Here is a 17,759-nt window from a genome sequence, read left to right on the forward strand (position 1 = left end):
CCGGAGACCGTCATGTTCTCGCGTTACAAGAAATCCGCCGCTGTCGCGCCCCCCGGGGCGGCCCGGCCCGCCGCCGCGGCCCCGGTGCCGCAGGTGCCGATCGCGGCCACGCCCGAGACGCCGAAACCCGGCGTGCAGCGCCGCGTGATGCCCGGGGCGCCGGTGACGGCGCAGGCCGCCGCCGCGGACAAGGATCGCAAGCGCAAGGAACGGATGGGCGAGCTCAAGGTCGAGCTGCACAAGCGCCTTTTGGAAAACCTGAACCTGGCCGCGTTGGAACATGCCTCGGAAGCCGAGCTGAAAGCCGAGATCGCCGCGATCTCGGGCGAGGCGATGACCGAGATGTCGGTGGTGCTGAACGCCGTCGAACGGCAAAGCCTGCATCAGGAACTTTACGACGAGGTGATGGGCCTTGGCCCGCTGGAACCGCTTCTGAAGGACGAGACGGTTTCCGACATCCTGGTGAACGGGCCCAATCAGATTTTTGTCGAACGCTTCGGCAAGCTGCAGCTGTCGGACGTGACCTTCAAGGATGAAAAGCACCTGTTGCGGATCATCGACAAGATCGTGTCCGCGGTGGGGCGGCGTGTCGATGAAAGCAACCCCTATGTCTACGCCCGTCTGGCCGATGGCTCGCGTTTCAACGCGATGGTGCCCCCGGTCGCGGTGGATGGCTCGCTCGTCTCGATCCGGAAATTCAAGAAGGACAAGCTGGCGATCGACGATCTGGTCCGCTTCGGCGCCTTTACCGAGGAAATGGCGGCCTATCTGCAGGCGGCGGTGGCGACGCGGCTGAATGTGATCGTGTCCGGGGGGACGGGCTCGGGGAAAACGACGACGCTGAATGCGCTGTCGTCCTTCATCGACAATTCCGAACGCATCCTGACGATCGAGGACACGGCCGAACTTCAGCTGCAACAGACCCATGTCGGCCGGATGGAAAGCCGCCCGCCGAACGTCGAGGGCAAGGGCGCGGTGACGCAGCGCGACTGCTTGCGCAACGCGCTGCGGATGCGCCCGGACCGGATCATCGTCGGCGAAACCCGCGGCGAAGAGGTCATCGACATGCTGCAGGCGATGAACACCGGCCACGACGGCTCGATGACGACGATCCACGCCAACAACGCCCGCGACGGCATCTCGCGTCTGGAAAACATGGTTGCCATGGCGGGGATTGAAATGCCGCTGAAAGCGGTGCGCAGCCAGATCGCCAGCGCCGTCAACCTGATCGTGCAGGCCTCGCGTCTGCAGGACGGCTCCCGCCGGATGGTCTCGATCACCGAGATCACCGGGATGGAGGGCGACGTGATCTCGATGCAGGAAATCTTCCGCTACGAGCGGCTGGGCCTTGCGCCCGATGGCAAGATCATCGGCCGCTTCACCGCGACCGGCGTGCGCAGCCATTATTCGGACCGCTTCCGGCAATGGGGCTACGACCTGCCCGCCTCGATCTACGAACCGGTTCAGGACTGACGGAGAGCCAAGCCCATGATCATTTCCGCCACGCCGATCATCTATGGCCTGATCTTCGTCGCCGTGCTTCTGATCGTCGAGGGCATCTATCTGCTCGTCTTCGGCAAGTCGATCTCGCTCAACAACCGGGTGAACCGCCGTCTGGAAATGCTCGACAAGGGGCAGCGGCGCGAACAGGTGCTGGAACAGCTCCGCAAGGAGGCGACGCAGCATTCGAAGGCGCAGGGCATTCCGTTCTATTCGCTGCTCGCCTCCAAGGCGCAAAAGGCCAATATCGCCTTTTCCCCGATGGCGCTGATCGGCGTGATGGTGCTGGTCAGCTTCATCGCCTTTCTGGGCCTGACGCTGGGCACCCAGGCCTCGACCCCGGTGCGGGCGGTGCTGGCGGTGGGGATGGGCGTCGGCGGGGTCTATTTCTGGGTCAATGGCAAGGCGGGCAAGCGGCTCAAACTGGCCGAGGATCAGCTGCCCGACGCGGTCGAGCTGATGGTGCGCAGCCTGCGCGTCGGCCATCCGCTTGCCTCGGCGATTCAGGCGGTGGCGAAGGAAATCCCCGATCCCTTGGGCACCGAATTCGGCATCATCGCCGACGAGGCCGCCTATGGCCGCAACGTCGTCGACAGCCTGCGCGATCTGGCCGAGCGGCTCGACATGCAGGATCTGCGCTTCCTCGCCGTTGCCGTCTCGATCCAGCAGACCTCGGGCGGCAACCTGGCCGAGGTGCTCGAAGGTCTGGCCAAAGTGATCCGCTCGCGCTTTCGGCTGTTCCGCCGGGTCCGTGCCATCACCGCCGAGCCGAAATGGTCCGGCGTCTTCCTGTCGGCCTTTCCGGTCGCCGTGCTGGTGGTGATCCAGGTGGTGGCGCCGACCTATTATGACAATGTCAAGGACTCGCCCTCCTTCGTTCCGGCGGCGCTGATCGTCTTCGCGCTTTTGGGGGCGAATGTGCTGTTCATGAAGATCATGACGACGATCAAGGTCTGAGGAGGTCCGGATGTCCCTGCAAGCGATCACCGACATGCTGACTGCCTGGCTGGGTCCGATGGGCCCGGTCATCGCGCTGGCCGCGCTTGGCGCCGTTCTGGTGCTGGCGGCGCTGCCCGCGCTGGTGTCGAGACGCGAAGACCCGCTCGACAAGCTGCGCAAAAGCCTGGCGCCGGGCAGCGGAACCGTCGGGGCGGCGCAGGCGACGTCGAAAAAGGCGCAAAAGCTGCGCAACACCGCGGGCCCCGACAAGCTGCAGAAATTCGCGGGCTTTCTGGAGCCGCAAAGCAAGGAAGAAATGTCGGAAAGCCGCAAGTGGCTGCACAAGGCGGGCTATCGCGGCCCGCATGTGGTGCGCCATTTTCACGCCGTGCAATTCGCCCTGGCGATTTCGCTGCTGGGCCTCGGCGTGCTTTACGTGCTGTTCTACAATGCCGGGCATGAGGTTCCGCTGGAATCCACCAATGCCATCGCCGCGATCCTTGGCCCGGGGATCGGTGGCTATTACGCGCCGCGGCGCTGGGTGAACCAGCGCGTCGCCGCCCGCACGCAGGAAATCCAGGACGGCTTTCCCGATGCGCTCGACATGCTTCTGGTCTGCGTCGAGGCCGGGCAGTCGCTGGATCAGGGCATCATCCGGGTGTCGAAGGAACTCTCCTCCTCCTATCCCGCGCTGGCCGAGGAATTCGCCACGGTCGCCCACGAGATCAAGGCCGGTCTGGACAAGCCCACGGTGCTGCGCGCCTTTGCCGAACGCTCGGGCGTGTCCGATGTCGCCTCCTTCGTCACCGTGATGATCCAGAGCCAGCAATTCGGCACCTCGATCGCCGAGGCCTTGCGGCTTTACGCGGCCGACATGCGCGACAAGCGGATCATGCGCGCCGAGGAAGCGGCGAACAAGATCCCGACCAAGATGACGCTGGGCACCATGATGTTCACCGTGCCGCCGCTGCTCATCATCCTTGTCGGCCCCTCGGTCCATGATATGATGGAGAACTTCGCCGCGATCGGCGCCCGCCATTAAGATGTGATCCATGCGCCTGACCCGTTTTGCGCCCCTTGCCGCGCTGTCGCTGTGCCTGCTGGCCGCCTGCATGCCGGGCGGCCTTGGTGCCTCGAAGGCGAGCCCCTTTGCCCCGGGCGCGGCCGAGGGCGAGGGGATAGACGGGCTGATCGTCGGCCACCGGCTGATGGCGGCGGGCGAATATGAACTGGCGCTGAAGGCCTATTACCGCGCCGCGGCCGACAAGGGGGCGACGGTCGACGTGCTCTCTGCGATCGGTTCGGCCGATCTGAAGCTGGGCCGTCTGGGGCAGGCGGAACAGATCCTGCGCCGGGCCACCGAAAAGGACGAACGCTTCGTGCCCGCCTGGAACAATCTGGGCGTCGTGCTGATGGAACAGGGCAAGGCCGCCGAGGCGGCGCGGGTGTTCCAGATCGCCTATGGGCTGGACAGTGGCGAATCCGACGCGATCCGGCAAAACCTGCGGCTGGCCCTCGCAAAGAAAGAGAAACCCGCCTATGATCCGCCGACGGACAGACCGTTCAAGCTGGTGCGGCGGGGGGTTGGGGAATACCTTCTGCTGACCGAGCAGTGAGGCACGAGCAAAAGGACGCAGCAACATGCGCCACCCGATCATCCTTGTGGTCCTTGCGGGCTGTTCTCTTGTCCTTGCGGGCTGCATGGGCCGCGACAAGGACGGGGTGGATCAGGCGCTCGACTCGGTCAATGCGGTCGATGCGACGAACCTGTCGGACATCATGCTGACGGTGGGCGACCCGCGCGAGGCGGTCAGCTATTTCACCCGCGCGACGAACGAACATCCCGAACGGATCGATCTGCAGCGCGGCCTTGGCAAGTCGCTGGTGCGGGCCGGTCAGGCGGAAGCCGCGATCGGCGTCTGGACCCGGGTCATCGCCATGCCCGAAGGCGGCAATGATGACAAGGTGGCGCTGGCCGATGCGCAGATCCGGGCGGGCAAATGGGACGCGGCCAAGGCGACGCTGAACACGATCCCGCCGACGCACGAGACCTTTGAGCGCTACAAGCTGGAGGCGATGGTGGCCGACAGCGAGAAGAACTGGAAAAAGGCCGACAGTTTTTATGAAACCGCCTCGGGGCTGACGACGCGGCCCTCGGGGGTGCTGAACAACTGGGGCTTTTCCAAGCTGACGCGGGGCGATGCCAAGGGCGCCGAGGCGCTGTTCTCCGAGGCGCTGAGCTATGATTCCACCTCGTTCACCACCAAGAACAATCTGGTGATGGCGCGGGCGGCGCAGCACAAATACGATCTGCCGGTGGTCGACATGACCCAGACCGAACGGGCGAAGCTGCTTTACACGGCGGCGCTGTCGGCGATCAAACAGGGCGACGTGACGATCGGCAAGGGGCTCTTGCAGGATGCGGTCGACACCTCGCCGGTCTATTTCGAGGAAGCGGCGCGGGCGCTTGAAGCGCTGGATGCCGGCGGCAAGCGGGGCTGAGATGCTGGGACTGAGCGTGTCGCAATCGGCCTTGGCGCTCTTTGTCGCGGTGCTGCCGATCTGCGCCTGGGTCAGCTATACCGACCTGAAATACATGAAGATCCGCAATGCCGCGGTGCTTTCGTTGATCGCGGTCTTTGCCGTCGTGGGGGGGCTGGTGCTGCCGCCTGAGGTCTGGGCCTGGCGCTGGCTGCATCTGCCGGTGGTGCTGGTCATCGGCCTGGTGCTGAACATCGCGCTGGGCGTCGGCATGGGCGACGTGAAATTCGCCGCCGCGAGCGCACCGTTCTTTTCCGCCGATCCGGGCCGGGTGATGCTGGCGCTGGTGCTGCTGCAGGCCTGCCTGATCCTCGCCTTCGTCGCCCACCGCATCGCCCGCGCCATTCCCGCCGTGCGGGCGGCGACGCCCGACTGGGCCAGCTGGGGGCACCGGAAGTTTCCCTTCGGCCTGGTGCTGGTGGGGGCGCTTCTGGGCTATCTCGGGCTGATCGCCGCGCTCACCTGAGCTGCGGCGCGGCTTTCTGCGCCTGATCGCCCAGCGCGCCATGCGCGCTCCACCAGCCCGGATGGCTTGCCGCAAGGGCCGCCTGTGCCGCCGCGGCCTCGGCCTCGGTGCCGAAAAGGCCGAAACAGGTCGCCCCCGATCCCGACATCCGTGCCAGTTGGCAGCCGGGCAGGGCGGCGAGCACCGCCAGCACCTCGGCGATCACCGGGGCCTGCGCCACGGCCGGGGCCTGCAGGTCATTGCGCTGCTCCGCCAGCCAGGCGATGCAGGCGCCCGCATCCGCAAAGGCCGGGATCTCGGGCAGGGGCGGATTGTCCTTGCGGCGCAGCGCCTTGAAAACCGAGGGCGTGGGCACTTCGACGCGCGGATTGACCAGAACCGCGGGCAGGGTGGGCAGGGTGACCGGGGTCAGATCGTCGCCGATGCCGCGGGTGCGGGCGGGCCGCGGGTCCAGACACATCGGCACATCGGCGCCCAGGTTCAGCACCGCGCCCGCCTCGGGCAGGGGCTGGCCGGTCAGCGCCGCCATGCCGCGCAAGGCCGCCGCCGCATCCGAAGAGCCGCCGCCGATCCCCGAGGCCGCGGGCAGGCATTTTTCCAGCACCACCGCCGCGCCCACGCCAAACAGCGCCGCCGCCTTCAGCACCAGATTTTCCGGGCCCTCGGGCACGGCGGCGCCTTCGGGGCCGCTGACCTTCAGCCCCAGCCCCTCGGCCGGGGCCAGTGTCAGCCCGTCGCCCACCGGCGAAAAGGCGACAAGACTGTCAAGCAGATGATAGCCATCGGCGCGCTGGCCGGTGACATGCAAGGCCAGGTTGACCTTGGCCGGGGCGAAAACGTCAATTCTGCGCATGGTCCGGGTGCAGCGGCGCGGCACCTTCCTCCTTCAGCACGGCATCCAGCCCGACTTCAAGCTTGCGGCGGACGCGGTTGGGGTCAAGATCGGGCGAGGGCCCCAGATTGAGCGCCCGATGCCACTGGAATTCCGCCTCGCGCTGGCGTCCGACGGCCCAGTAGACATCGCCCAGATGGTCGTTCAGCAGCGGATCGGCGGGGGTCAGCTCGACCGCCTTTTCCATCTGCACCACCGCTTCGTCATAGCGGCCCAGCCGGTAATAGGCCCAGCCCAGACTGTCGGTGACATAGCCGTCATCGGGTCGCCCGGCGACGGCCTTTTCGATCATCTCGAGCGCCTCTTTCAGGTTCTGCCGCTTCTCCACATAGGAATAGCCCAGATAATTCAGCACCATCGGCTGATCGGGCGAGAGTTTCAGCGCCTCGCGGAAGCCTTTTTCGGCCTTGTCCCACTGGCCTGACCGTTCCTGCGCGATGGCGCGCGAATACCACAGGCTCCAATCCGCCGGACGCGGCGTGCCGGTCAGCGCGATCGCCTTGTCATAGGCCGTCGCGGCCTCGGCATAGCGTTCCTCGCGGCGCAGCGTGTCGCCCAGCGAGGACCAGGCATTGGGCAGGTCGGGATGGCTGCGGGAAAGGGCTTCGAGCACGCCGATCGCCGCATCGGATTGCCCGGCCGAGACCATCGCCTGTGCCCGCCCCAGTTCGGCGGCATAAAAGGCGGGATTGTCCGGGCCGATCTCGGCATAGGCGGCAATCGCCAGATCGTATTGGTCCTGCGATTCCAGGATGTCGGCGATCAGCAGCGCGGCATCGACGTCGTCGGGGCGCAGCCACAGCGCCAGCCGGGCATGGATCAGCGCGAAACCGGGCAGCGAATCCGCGCTCAGCGCCAGCGCGACCGACTGGAACACCTCGGCCACGCCATCGCGGGCCGAGCCGATCCGGGTGAAGGGCAGGGTCTCGCCTGCCGCCAGCTGCTTGCGGATCGCGGCGATCTCGGGCGGGGCGGTGTCGCCATAGGCCCGATCGATCAGCGCCACCGCATCACTGTCGCGCTCCAGCTGCGAGAGCACCTGCGCATGGGCCAGAATGCCCCGCCGGGTGCCGTTGAAGTAATCGGCATATTTGCCGGAAAAGATCTTCTCGGCGCCCTCGTGATCGCCGACCAGCGCCGCGGCCAGCGCGCGGTGATAGGCGGCAAAGCCCTCGAGCCCCTCGATCTTGCCCAACGCCTTGAAGCTGTCCATCGCCTCGGACATCTTGCCCGCCCCCGCCAGCGCCCAGGCCTTGTAAAGCCCGCCCACCAGCTGACCGGCATCGCCGCCGCGGTCCAAAAGCGCCTGCCCGGCGGCGAAATCGCCCGAGCGCGCCGCCTCGGCCAGCATCACCAGCACCGCCACCTGCGAGGGCTGCTTGGCGGTGACCATCTGCGCCGCCAGATCGCGGGCCGCGGCCATGTCGCCCAGCGACAAAAGGCTGACCAGAAGCCCTTCCTGCACCCGTTCATCGGTGGGATCGTCGGCCAGAAGGCGCTGATAATAGGTCGCCGCCGCGGCGTAATTGCTGTCCGTCGCCGCCGCCTGCGCGGCCAGATAGGCGCCCGCATCCTCGGACCGGACCGCGGTCGCGGGCAGGGCCAGGCCAAGCCCAAGGGCGGCGGCAAGGCAGAGGGCAGGCGAAAGTCGGGAAAGGAAGGGCACGGATGGGTCCTTTTGATCGGGCTGGCCCAAAAGGTAGCGAGGCCAATCCGTGCAAAGCAATCGGGGGAGGCGAAAGCCCCCCCCGCAACACGCCGATGTGACGCGCAAGACTCACATGTTGGGATAGTTCGGCCCGTCGCCGCCCTGCGGCGTGGTCCAGGTGATGTTCTGCGACGGGTCCTTGATGTCGCAGGTCTTGCAATGGACGCAGTTCTGGAAGTTGATCTGGAACTTCGCCTGATCGCCCTCGCCCAGCACCTCGTAGACGCCCGCCGGGCAGTAGCGCTGCGCCGGTTCGGCATAGTCGCGCAGGTTCACCGTCAGCGGGATCGCGGCATCCTTCAGCCGCAGGTGGCAGGGCTGGCTTTCCTCGTGGTTGGTAAAGGCGAAGCTGACATTGGTCAGCCGGTCGAAGCTGATCTTGCCATCGGGTTTCGGATAGTCGATCGGCGCGAAATCCTTGGCCAGCCCGGTATGGGCGGCGTCGGTCTTCTTGTGCTTGAGCGTGCCGAAGAAGGAAAAGCCCAGCAGCGAATTCGTCCACATGTCGAGCCCGCCGAGGAACATCGAGGCCCAGATCCCCCACCAGGACCACATCGGCTTGACGTTGCGCACCGGGATCAGATCCTTGGCGATCGCGCCCGAGCGGACATCGGCCTCGTAATCCACCAGCTCGTCGCCTTCGCGCCCGGCCTTGATCGCCCGCGCCGCGGCCTCGGCGGCGGCAATGCCCGAAAGCATCGCATTGTGGTTGCCCTTGATCCGCGGCACGTTCACGAACCCCGCCGAGCAGCCCAGAAGCGCCGCCCCCGGCACGGTCAGTTTCGGGATCGACTGCCAGCCACCCTCGGAAATCGCCCGCGCGCCGTAAGCCACGCGCTTGCCGCCCTCCAGCAGCTGCGCCACCATCGGGTGATGCTTGAAGCGCTGGAATTCCATGTAGGGGTAGAGATAGGGGTTCTGGTAGTTCAGATGCACCACCAGCCCGATGTAAATCTGATTGTTCTCGATGTGATAGATGAAGGACCCGCCACCGGCATTGTGGTCAAGCGGCCAGCCCATCGTGTGGCTGACGGTGCCCTCGCGGTGCTTCTTCGGGTCGATCTCCCAGATTTCCTTCATGCCGATGCCGAATTTCTGCGGGCATTTGCCATCGGAGAGGTTGTAGCGCTCGATCAGCTGCTTGGAGAGCGAGCCGCGCACCCCTTCGGCCAGGAAGACATATTTGCCGCGCAGCTCCATCCCGGGTTCGTAATTCGGCCCGGGCGTGCCATCGGCGGCCAGCCCCATTTCCCCGGCGACGACCCCGGCAACGCGGGTGTTGCCCGCGGCATCCGTGTCCCAGACCAGTTCCGAGCAGGCCATGCCCGGGAAGATCTCCACCCCCAGCGCCTCGGCCTGTTCGGCCAGCCAGCGGCAGACATTCGCCATCGAGACGATGTAATTGCCGTGATTCGACATCAGCTTCGGCATCGGCCAGTTCGGGATGCGGGTCTGCCCGGCGGCCGAGAGCAGGAAGAAATTGTCTTCCTTGACCGGCGTCTTGATCGGTGCGCCCTTTTCCTTCCAGTCCGGGATCAGCTTGTTCAGCCCGCGCGGGTCCAGAACCGCGCCCGAAAGGATATGCGCGCCGACCTCCGAGCCCTTTTCCAGCACGACCACGGTCAGATCCGGGTCGATCTGCTTGAGCCGGATCGCCGCAGAAAGCCCCGACGGACCGGCCCCCACGATCACCACATCGTATTCCATCGACTCGCGTTCGATCTCGGCCATCTGGGGGCTCCTTCGTTCAGGCAGCAGCAGCGCGTTCCGGCGTCGTGGTAACGCGAATGGGAACATGAAGCAATTGTTACGCAGCGCCGCGACGCAACAATGTTTCGCATCTGCAGAAAAGCCACGCCCGCCCGGATGCGGCACCCGGTGGGCGGAAAACGCCCCGCCACCCTTGACACCGGACCCGCTTGGCGGATTTACCTCACCGGGCTAAGAAGAAGAATTGTCAGCCAGCACAGGTCAAGCACCTCCATGGAAAAGATACCGATGACGCGCGCCGGCTACGACGTGCTCGACGAGGAACTGAAAACGCTGAAGTCCGTGGAACGGCCCGCCGTGATCAAGGCGATTGCCGAAGCCCGCGAACATGGCGATCTGTCCGAAAACGCCGAGTATCACGCCGCCCGCGAAAAGCAGAGCTTCGTCGAGGGCCGGATCAAGGAACTCGAATCGATTCTGGGCCGCGCCGAGGTGATCGACACGGTGAAGCTGTCGGGCTCGATCAAATTCGGGGCCACGGTGACGCTGGTCGACGAGGACACCGAGGAAGAACGCACCTATCAGATCGTCGGCGAACACGAGGCCGATCTGGAACGCGGTCTTCTGAACATCAAGTCGCCGCTGGCCCGCGCGCTGATCGGCAAGGACGAAGGCGACAGCGTCGAGGTCCGCACCCCGGGCGGGCAGCGCAGTTATGAAATCCTGTCGGTCCGTTTCCTGTAAAGCGGGCCCCCGACCAAGGATGACGAGATGGGCGAGCCCCAGTCCGAGCGCAAGACCCCCGAAAGCGGTGCGGTGCCATGGTCGCCCGTGCCGCAACCGGACGTGCCGTCGCGTCGCACCGAATGGGTGGCGGGCGGGCTGACGGTGCTTTGGCTGGCGCTGGTCGGCGCCGTTTGGCTGTTTCTGCCCGCGGGCGAGGCGGCGGGGCCGAATGCCGCCTCGCTGGTGATGACGGTGGTGGGCGTCGTGCTGCCGGTGGTGATGATCTGGATCGCCGCCGTCACCGCCCGCACCGCGCAGGAGATGCGCGCCGAGGCGCAGGCGCTGAAGGTCGCGCTGGAGGCGATGCGCTCGGCCTGGCTGAACCAGGCCCAGATCCGCGGCGGTCAGGCGCTGGAAAAGAAGCTCGACGAGGTGGCGATCGCGGCGCGGCAGGCGGAATCGGCGCTGGCGACGTTTTCGACCCGGCGCGACCATGGGGGGGCGCAGCCCCCGGCCGACCGCAAGGCGGCTTTGGCGGTGCCGAAAGCCGCGGCCCCGGTCGATGACCAGCCCCGGCTGGCGCTCGGCACCCCCGCCGAGGATCTCAAGCCGCCGGTCTCGGTGGCGGATTTCATCCGCGCGATGCAGTTCCCCGACAATGCCGAGGACAAGGAGGGCTTCCGCGCCCTGCGCCGGGCGCTGGAAGACCGGACGATGGCGAAATTGCTGCGCGCGGCGCAGGATGTGCTGAACCTGCTGGCGCAGGACGGCATCTACATGGACGATCTGAAACCCGACCGGGCGCGGCCGGAACTCTGGCGCCGCTTCGCCAAGGGCGAGCGCGGCCGCGAGATTGCCGCGCTGGGCGGGGTGCGGGATCGCTCGTCCCTGGCGCTGACCTCGGGGCGGATGCGCGCGGACACGATCTTTCGCGATGCCGCGCATCATTTCCTGCGCCAGTTCGACCGCACCTTCACCGAATTCGAGCAGAACGCCAGCGATGAGGAAGTGGCGGAACTGGCCGAAACCCGCACCGCCCGCGCCTTCATGCTGCTGGGCCGCGTCACCGGCACCTTTGACTGACGATCGGGGCCCGCAGGCCCCGACCGTTTTCGTCTGCGATTACAGGCTGTCGCCGAAATCGGCGCGGAACTTCGCCGCCAGTTTCTGCTGCCAGTCGCCCACCGGATCGAGCCGCCCGTAGAAGAAGCGCAGGATTTCCGGTTCCTCGACAAAGACCAGCCCGCCCACCAGATCGCGGTTCTGATAAAGCCAGTCGATCCGGTCGATGGCATATTTGACCTGAGACAGCGTGAAGACGCGCCGCGGCATCGCGAGGCGCAACAGCTCCATGTTGGAATAGACCTCCGTGCCGTCGGGGTTGCGCTGTTCCGACAGCGAGCCGCGCTCCATCCCGCGGATGCCCGACGCGATGAACAGCGCCGAGGCCAGCGCCCCGGCCGGATATTGCGCCTGCGGGATATGCGGCAGGAAGCGCATCACGTCGATATGGCAGCCCAGCCCCCCGGGCGGGGTGATGACGGGCACGCCGCGCTTGTCGAGTTCGCGCACCATGTAATCGATGAAGAGCGGCCCTTGCGAAATCATGTCCACGTCCATGGTTTCTTCAAGCCCCACGGTCAGCGCCTCGATTTCGCGCACCGACATGCCGCCATAGGTCAAAAAGCCCTCGTAAAGCGGCACCAGCACCCGCATCTTGCGGTAAAGCGCCTCGGAGCGGATGCAGATGGCGCCGCCCCGCGCACAGCCCAGTTTGCGCGCCGAGAAATAGATCACGTCGCACAGATCGGCGATCTGCCGGGTGATCTCGGCAATGCTCAGATCCTTGCAGCTTTCCTCGCGGGTCTTGTTGAACCACAGGTTGTCGGCCAGAAGCGAGGCATCCAGAACGAAGATCATCCCGTGCCTGTCGCAGGCGGCGCGGATTTCGCGCAGGTTGGCAAGCGAGATCGGCTGCCCGCCGATCAGGTTCGTCCCCGCCTCCATCCGCACGAAGGCGATCTTCTGCGCGCCATGGGTGGCCACCAGCGCCTCGAGCTTGGCAATGTCCATGTCGCCCTTGAACGGATGGGTCGAGGTGACCTCGAGGCCGCGGTCATGGGGGATTTCCTCGACCGTGCCGCCGTTCAGAACGATATGCGCCTTGGTGGTGGTGAAATGGTAGTTCATCGGCACGATCGTGCCCGGCTTCACCAGCACCTGGGACAGGATGTTTTCGCAGGCGCGGCCCTGGTGGGTGGGCAGGATGAAGTCCATCCCGAAAAGCTCGACGAGCTTCGCCGCGAATTTCTCGTAGGTGGCGGATCCGGCATAGCTGTCGTCGGCGACCATCATCGCCGCCATCTGCCGGTCGGACATCGCGTTGACGCCGCTGTCGGTCAGCATGTCCATGAAGATATCGCGGTTTTGCAGCAGGAAGGTGTTGTTGCCCGCCGCGGCGATGGCTTTCAGCCGCTCCTCGATCGGCGCAAGGGTGAGCTTTTGCACCACCCGCACCTTGTGCATTTCCAGCGGCACGGTCTCGCCGCCAAAGAATTTCACGACCATCTCTTCCTCCCCGGGCCGGTGGCCCTGTTTCCCGCGGCGATTGAGCGCCAGAGCGCGGCCGCGATCAATCCGCGGCGGCTGCGGCACAAGATCACGGCGGGGGGGCGCGGGCTCTGGCCTTCGGGGCGGCCTCGGCTTAGGCTGAGGGGGCAAGAAGGACCCGCCCATGCCCAAACGCCTGCGCCTGACGCGCCGCTTTCCGGTCTCGATGACGAATGACGCTTACCGCATGCTGCACCGCTTCGCCGCGGAAGCCGGGCTGAGCCCGGACGAGGCCTTGTGCTTCCTCTTCGAGCATTTCAACTCGGTGACGCATCCCGAGAACCTGACCGTGCGGCTGCGGCTGTTCAAGGCGGAACTCGAGGATCGCAAAGCCTGAGGGCGCGCCGGGGGCCGGTGTCGGCAAGGGCGTATTTGGACCAAGAAGAAACGGCAATCGCAAGGGCGGGTGCGCCCCGGCTGACGGAGGTCACTCAAGCCTCTGAGGAAGGTCATTCCCCGCGCCGGGGCGGCTTCTCCTTGGGCGGTCATCGGCTCGCCAGCCTGTACCGCATGCCCAGCTTGGCAGGGCATGGTTAACAAAAGATTGCGCTGTTTCTTCTTGGCGCAAATACGCCCCTTTGCGACCTCTCCTCTGCGGGCCTGTCGTGACGTTGCGCCACTTTGTCGCCAGGCTACTTACGCGCACGTCAATTCGTTGCAATATGTCTGGCGACGCGGGGATCCCGCGACGGGAGCAGGCCCGGCCTCGTCCGGGCAGAGGAGGATCGATGACCGAAGCCTATATCTATGACGCCTGCCGCACGCCGCGGGGCAAGGGGCGCGCTGACGGCAGCCTGCATGAAGTGACCTCTGTCGCGCTGTCGGCGCGGCTTCTGGATGCGGTGGCGGAACGCAATGGCCTGACGGGTCCTGCGGTCGAGGATGTGATCTGGGGCAATGTCACCCAGGTGGGCGAGCAGGGCGGCTGTCTGGCCCGGTCTGCGGTGCTGCTTTCGGGGCTCGATGAATCGATCCCCGGTCTTTCGATCAACCGCTTTTGCGCCAGCGGCATGGAGGCGGTGAACCTGGCCGCCAATCAGGTCAAGGCGGGGGCGGGCGCGGCCTATATCGCGGGCGGGGTCGAGATGATGAGCCGCGTTGCCATGGGCTCGGACGGGGCGGCGATCGCCGTCGATCCGTCGCTTGCGATGAAGACCTATTTCGTGCCGCAGGGGATTTCCGCCGATATCATCGCCACCGAATACGGGTTTACCCGCGAGATGGCCGATGCGCTGGCGGTCGAAAGCCAGCGCCGCGCCGCCGAGGCCTGGGCCGAGGGGCGTTTCGCGAAATCCATCGTGCCGGTGAAGGATCAGAACGGGCTGACGATTCTGGACCGCGACGAATATCTGCGCCCCGGCACGACGCTGGAGGATCTGGCCAAGCTCAAGCCCGCCTTCAAGGACATGGGCGAGGTGATGCCGGGCTTCGACAAGGTGGCGATGCTGAAATATCCGCATCTGGAGCGCATCGAGCATATCCACCATGCGGGGAACTCTTCGGGCATCGTCGATGGGGCGGCGGCGGTGCTGATCGGCTCGAAGGAGTTCGGCGAGGCGCATGGGTTGAAGCCGCGCGCCCGCATCCGCGCCACCGCGAAGATCGGCACCGATCCGACGATCATGCTGACCGGCCCGGTGCCCGTCACCGAAAAGATCCTGCGCGACAGCGGCATGAGCATTGCCGACATCGACCTTTTCGAAGTGAACGAGGCCTTTGCCGCAGTTGTTCTGCGCTTCATGCAGGCCTTTGACGTCGGTCAGGACCGGGTCAACGTGAACGGCGGCGCGATGGCGCTGGGTCATCCCTTGGGCGCGACGGGGGCGATCATCATCGGCACGCTGCTGGACGAGCTGGAACGCCGCGATCTGTCCACCGGGCTTGCGACGCTCTGCATCGCTTCCGGCATGGGCGCGGCCACGATCATCGAGAGGGTCTGATGCCGAAGCTCGACCTTGCCCGGGCGCCGGTCAAGACCGGCTCGATCTACCCCGCGCCTTACGCGGCACAGATGGCCGGGCGGTCCTCGATCCGGCTGGGTGATCTGGCCGGGCTGACGCAATTCGGCGTCAATATCGTGACGCTGGAACCGGGCGCCGCGGCGTCCTTGCGGCACTGGCACCTGCGCGAGGATGAATTCGCGATGGTGCTCGAAGGCCGTCTGACGCTGATCGAGGACGCGGGCGAGACCGAGATGCACCCGGGCGATTGCGCGGCGTGGAAGGCCGGGGTGGCGAACGGGCATCGCTTCGTCAACCGCGCCGACGCGCCCGGGAAATTTCTGGTCGTCGGGACCAAGGCCGCCGAGGAGGTGGCGACCTATTCCGACGTCGACATGCAGATTCACATTGCGGGCGGCAAGGCCCGCTTCACCTACCATGACGGCAGCGACTGGGCGGGCCCCCGCGACCTTGCGCCGAAGGGAGAGAGCAAATGACCGATTTCACCTGTGATCTGGGCGCCGATGGCGTGGCCGTCATCACCTGGGACGTGCCCGGCAAGTCGATGAACGTGATGAGCCTTGAGGGCTTTGCCCAGCTCAGCGCGCTTGTCGACGGCTGTCTGGCCGATCCCGCCTGCAAGGGCATCGTGCTGACCAGCGGCAAGAAGGATTTCGCCGGTGGCATGGATCTGAACGTCATTGCCAAGATGCGCGAAGGCGGGGCGGAGGCGATCTTTGCAGGCGTGATGCAGATGCATGCCGTGCTGCGCAAGATCGAACGCGCCGGGATGGACCCGAAGACGCTGAAAGGGGGCAAGCCGATCGCCTGCGTCCTGCCGGGCACGGCGCTGGGCATCGGGCTTGAGCTGCCGCTGTCGTGCCACCGCATCTTTGCCGCCGAGAATCCGAAGGCGAAGATCGGCCTGCCGGAAATCATGGTCGGCATCTTCCCCGGCGCGGGCGGCACGACGCGGCTGGTGCGGAAGATGGGCGCGATGATGGCGGCGCCGTTCCTCTTGGAAGGCAAGCTCTCCGACCCGAAAGCCGCGAAAGCGGCGGGGATCATCGACGAGGTCTCCGCCGATCCGATGGCCGCCGCGCGGGACTGGGTCTTGAACGCGACCGAGGCCGATCTGGTCAAGCCCTGGGATGCCAAGGGCTACAAGATGCCCGGCGGCGCCCCCTATCACCCCGCGGGTTTCATGACCTATGTCGGCGCTTCCGCCATGGTGTCGGCGAAGACGATGGGGGTCTATCCGGCCGCCAAGGCGCTGCTGAGCGCGGTCTATGAAGGGGCGCTCGTGCCCTTTGATCAGGCGCTGCGGATCGAGGCGCGCTGGTTCACCAAGGTGCTGATGAACCCGTCCTCGACGGCGATGATCCGGTCGCTTTTCATCAACAAGGAAGCGCTGGAAAAAGGCGCGAACCGGCCCAAGGTCGCCGATCAGTCGGTGAAGAAGCTGGGCGTTCTGGGCGCGGGCATGATGGGGGCGGGCATCGCCTATGTGTCGGCCAATGCGGGCATCGAAGTGGTGCTGATCGACGCCAGCCAGGAGGCGGCCGAGCGGGGCAAGGCCTATGCGACCGGCATCCTCGACAAGGGCATCCAAAGGCGCAAGGTGACCGAGGCGAAAAAGGCCGAGGTTCTGGGCCGCATCACCGCCACCACCGATTACGCGGCGCTCGCGGGCTGCGATCTGGTCGTGGAAGCCGTCTTCGAAGACCCGGCCGTCAAGGCCGAGGTGACGGCGAAGGCCGAGGCGGTGATCCCCGAGACCGCGATCTTTGCCACCAACACCTCGACCCTGCCGATTTCGGGTCTGGCCAAGGCCAGCCAACGCCCGGCGCATTTCATCGGCATCCATTTCTTCAGCCCGGTCGACAAGATGAACCTTGTCGAGATCATCAAGGGCAAGGACACCGGCGAGGTCGCCGTGGCAAAGGCGCTCGATTTCGTCCGCGCCATCCGCAAGACGCCCATCGTCGTCAATGACGCCCGCTTCTTCTACGCCAACCGCTGCATCATCCCCTATATCAACGAGGGCATCCGCATGGTGGCCGAGGGGGTGAACCCGGTCCTGATCGAGAATGCGGCGAAGCTGGTCGGCATGCCGCTCGGTCCGCTGCAGCTGGTCGATGAAACCTCGATCGATCTCGGCGTGAAGATCGCCAAGGCGACCAAGGCCGCGATGGGCGAGGCCTATCCCGACGGCGCGGTCGATGCGGTGGTGTTCTGGATGGCGGAACAGGGGCGGCTTGGCAAAAAGGCCGATGCGGGCTTCTACACCTACGACGCGGGCAAGCGCGGCGGCATGTGGGAGGGGCTTGCGGCGCAGTATCCTCGCGCGGCGGCGCAACCCGAGCTGAGCCATGTGCAGCATCGGCTGCTGATGGTGCAGGTGCTGGAGGCCGTGCGCGCCTTTGAACAGGGCGTCCTGACCGATATCCGCGAAGGCGATGTCGGCGCGATCCTGGGCTGGGGCTTTGCGCCCTGGTCGGGCGGCCCCTTCGCCTGGCTCGACATTCTGGGCGCGGCCCGGGCGGTCGAGATCTGCGACGCGCTCTCGGCCCGATACGGCGCCCGCTTCGAGACCCCGGCGCTCTTGCGCGACATCGCCGCCAAGGGCGACAGTTTCCACGCCCGTTTCGGCGGCGGCGCGGCGGCGAAAGCGGCCTGAGCGAAACGAAAACGCGACCGGGGGCGGTGCCGCGGGCATCGCCCCTT

General features: G+C 66.0%; 16 protein-coding genes. 12 read left to right on the plus strand and 4 right to left on the minus strand.

Features of this window, described 5'->3' with window-relative positions:
- Positions 1–12 precede the first annotated feature (12 nt).
- From RCAP_RS02555 to RCAP_RS02580, 6 genes are read left to right on the plus strand one after another with little or no spacing between them, the layout of a single operon-like run.
- Entirely contained in the window at positions 13–1,473 is a 1,461-nt protein-coding gene (locus tag RCAP_RS02555) for a CpaF family protein (protein ID WP_013066249.1), read from the plus strand.
- 15 nt (positions 1,474–1,488) lie between these two features.
- A complete protein-coding gene (locus tag RCAP_RS02560) occupies positions 1,489–2,457 on the plus strand; it encodes a type II secretion system F family protein (RefSeq protein ID WP_013066250.1) in 969 nt (322 codons plus the stop codon).
- Positions 2,458–2,467: 10 nt separating this feature from the next.
- Entirely contained in the window at positions 2,468–3,481 is a 1,014-nt protein-coding gene (locus RCAP_RS02565; protein ID WP_013066251.1) for a type II secretion system F family protein, read from the plus strand.
- A 10-nt stretch (positions 3,482–3,491) separates the two neighbouring features.
- The gene (locus RCAP_RS02570; RefSeq protein ID WP_013066252.1) at positions 3,492–4,055 is read left to right on the plus strand and encodes a tetratricopeptide repeat protein; all 564 of its coding nucleotides are present in this window, start codon (positions 3,492–3,494) and stop codon (positions 4,053–4,055) included.
- Positions 4,056–4,080: 25 nt separating this feature from the next.
- Positions 4,081–4,941: a tetratricopeptide repeat protein gene (locus RCAP_RS02575; protein ID WP_013066253.1), complete on the plus strand. Its 861-nt coding sequence runs from the start codon at positions 4,081–4,083 to the stop codon at positions 4,939–4,941.
- Position 4,942: 1 nt separating this feature from the next.
- The gene (locus tag RCAP_RS02580) at positions 4,943–5,446 is read left to right on the plus strand and encodes a prepilin peptidase (RefSeq protein WP_013066254.1); all 504 of its coding nucleotides are present in this window, start codon (positions 4,943–4,945) and stop codon (positions 5,444–5,446) included.
- On the opposite strand, the gene RCAP_RS02585 is transcribed toward RCAP_RS02580, so the two are convergent.
- The 3 genes from RCAP_RS02585 to RCAP_RS02595 all read right to left on the minus strand — a co-directional run bounded on the left by RCAP_RS02585 (position 5,439) and on the right by RCAP_RS02595 (position 9,777).
- Complete coding sequence (locus RCAP_RS02585) at positions 5,439–6,299, minus strand: 4-(cytidine 5'-diphospho)-2-C-methyl-D-erythritol kinase (protein WP_013066255.1); 861 nt, start codon at positions 6,297–6,299, stop codon at positions 5,439–5,441. The two genes, RCAP_RS02580 and RCAP_RS02585, sit on opposite strands and share 8 nt — an antisense overlap.
- Positions 6,286–8,004 (minus strand): tetratricopeptide repeat protein, encoded by a 1,719-nt coding sequence (locus RCAP_RS02590; RefSeq protein WP_013066256.1) that lies wholly within the window; start codon positions 8,002–8,004, stop codon positions 6,286–6,288. Before RCAP_RS02590 ends, RCAP_RS02585 begins: the two co-directional genes overlap by 14 nt.
- Positions 8,005–8,115: 111 nt before the next feature.
- Positions 8,116–9,777, minus strand: a complete 1,662-nt coding sequence (locus tag RCAP_RS02595; RefSeq protein ID WP_013066257.1) for an electron transfer flavoprotein-ubiquinone oxidoreductase — start codon at positions 9,775–9,777, stop codon at positions 8,116–8,118.
- Positions 9,778–10,029: 252 nt separating this feature from the next.
- On the opposite strand from RCAP_RS02595, the gene greA reads away from it, so the two are divergent.
- Positions 10,030–10,500: a transcription elongation factor GreA gene (gene greA / locus RCAP_RS02600; RefSeq protein ID WP_013066258.1), complete on the plus strand. Its 471-nt coding sequence runs from the start codon at positions 10,030–10,032 to the stop codon at positions 10,498–10,500.
- A 27-nt stretch (positions 10,501–10,527) separates the two neighbouring features.
- Positions 10,528–11,565, plus strand: a complete 1,038-nt coding sequence (locus tag RCAP_RS19490) for a hypothetical protein (protein ID WP_013066259.1) — start codon at positions 10,528–10,530, stop codon at positions 11,563–11,565.
- Between the two features lie 39 nt (positions 11,566–11,604).
- Here the strand turns inward: RCAP_RS19490 and RCAP_RS02610 are convergent, their stop codons facing one another.
- Positions 11,605–13,050 carry a tryptophanase gene (locus tag RCAP_RS02610; RefSeq protein ID WP_013066260.1) on the minus strand — a complete coding sequence of 482 codons (1,446 nt, stop codon included), beginning with the start codon at positions 13,048–13,050 and terminating at the stop codon, positions 11,605–11,607.
- Positions 13,051–13,216: 166 nt separating this feature from the next.
- Here RCAP_RS02610 and RCAP_RS02615 point away from each other — a divergent pair, with 166 nt between their 5' ends.
- The 4 genes from RCAP_RS02615 (at position 13,217) to RCAP_RS02630 (ending at position 17,712) form a co-directional block, all read left to right on the plus strand.
- Positions 13,217–13,429: a hypothetical protein gene (locus RCAP_RS02615; RefSeq protein WP_013066261.1), complete on the plus strand. Its 213-nt coding sequence runs from the start codon at positions 13,217–13,219 to the stop codon at positions 13,427–13,429.
- A gap of 391 nt (positions 13,430–13,820) precedes the next feature.
- Entirely contained in the window at positions 13,821–15,032 is a 1,212-nt protein-coding gene (locus RCAP_RS02620) for an acetyl-CoA C-acetyltransferase (RefSeq protein ID WP_013066262.1), read from the plus strand.
- Positions 15,032–15,529: a cupin domain-containing protein gene (locus RCAP_RS02625; protein WP_013066263.1), complete on the plus strand. Its 498-nt coding sequence runs from the start codon at positions 15,032–15,034 to the stop codon at positions 15,527–15,529. The genes RCAP_RS02620 and RCAP_RS02625 overlap by 1 nt, the downstream gene beginning before the upstream one ends.
- Positions 15,526–17,712, plus strand: coding sequence for a 3-hydroxyacyl-CoA dehydrogenase NAD-binding domain-containing protein (locus RCAP_RS02630; protein WP_013066264.1), 2,187 nt, complete (start codon positions 15,526–15,528; stop codon positions 17,710–17,712). Before RCAP_RS02625 ends, RCAP_RS02630 begins: the two co-directional genes overlap by 4 nt.
- The last annotated feature ends 47 nt before the right edge of the window (positions 17,713–17,759 follow it).

It is taken from the genome of Rhodobacter capsulatus SB 1003 (assembly GCF_000021865.1).
Taxonomy (GTDB): Bacteria; Pseudomonadota; Alphaproteobacteria; order Rhodobacterales; family Rhodobacteraceae; genus Rhodobacter; species Rhodobacter capsulatus_B.